The 876-nt window shown below is 52.6% G+C and carries 1 protein-coding gene; it reads right to left on the bottom strand.

Annotation, left to right across the window (positions count from 1 at the left end; genetic code table 11):
• On the bottom strand, window positions 1-876 hold an 876-nt coding region (locus ACR0IO_RS23170; protein WP_480745215.1), incomplete at its 5' end, for a formylglycine-generating enzyme family protein.

The raw sequence follows: 876 nt of genomic DNA, 5'->3' as shown, positions 1-876 counted from the left end.
TTATTCCTTTTGTTCCTCAAATGACAGTTCTCTCAAAACGCGAAAGCCAGCTACAGACGACCTGTTTTTGGGATCAGGACCCGCGCGGGCGCCCAATGTCGAGTAGTCCATACCTGCCGGATACGCGCCGCCCTTCGCCACACGCCGTTCACAAAATGGGTTGAGCGCGTGTTTAAGATGCTCACTGGACGTTCGCCAACCTTCATGCCGCTCGGTCCAACACGACAATGTCCGTTCGACAACATTCCCCGACATGTGTCGCAAACCCCACCCATTTGCCGCATCCATTTCGTCAACGGGCACTGGCTTGCCTCGTGATATGAGGTCCGGACGTTTTTCGTTCAGCATGATCTCTGTCGCGCTGCCTAGAAAATTCACCTGATCTGTCGTGACTTCCTCACCTTGCGCAAAGGGTGTTTGAGTCCCCGCCCGTGCCGCATATTCCCATTCTGCCTCGGTTGGTAAGCGATATACATCTGCTCCAACCTTTTTGTTCAGCCATTCGGTGTAGGTCAGTGCATCCTCGTACGAAACGGTTATCACAGGGTGTTTGCCCCTGATTATTGCTCGCGGTGCATTTTCTTGAAGTACATAATCTTGGGGGATGTAACCACCACATCCACCATCTTGAACGCAAGCCATCCACTGATCGTAGGTGACTTCATTCTGCCCCATAGCTACTGGGATATCGATCTCTACCCGATGTAAGGGGCCCTCATGATATGCAATATATGGATCTTCGGGAGTGACGTAGCGAATTTCTCCCTCCCCCCAATGCACATTCTCCCGCGACTCACCCGGCGGACCTCCCATGGTGAACTCACCCAGCGGGAGAACAATCATTTCAGGACAAACATCGCACTCCTGAAACATCTC

The organism is Ruegeria sp. CE12 (assembly GCF_056537525.1).
Note: the sequence above shows the minus strand (reverse complement) of the source record. Positions and strands in the feature narration are given on the sequence as shown.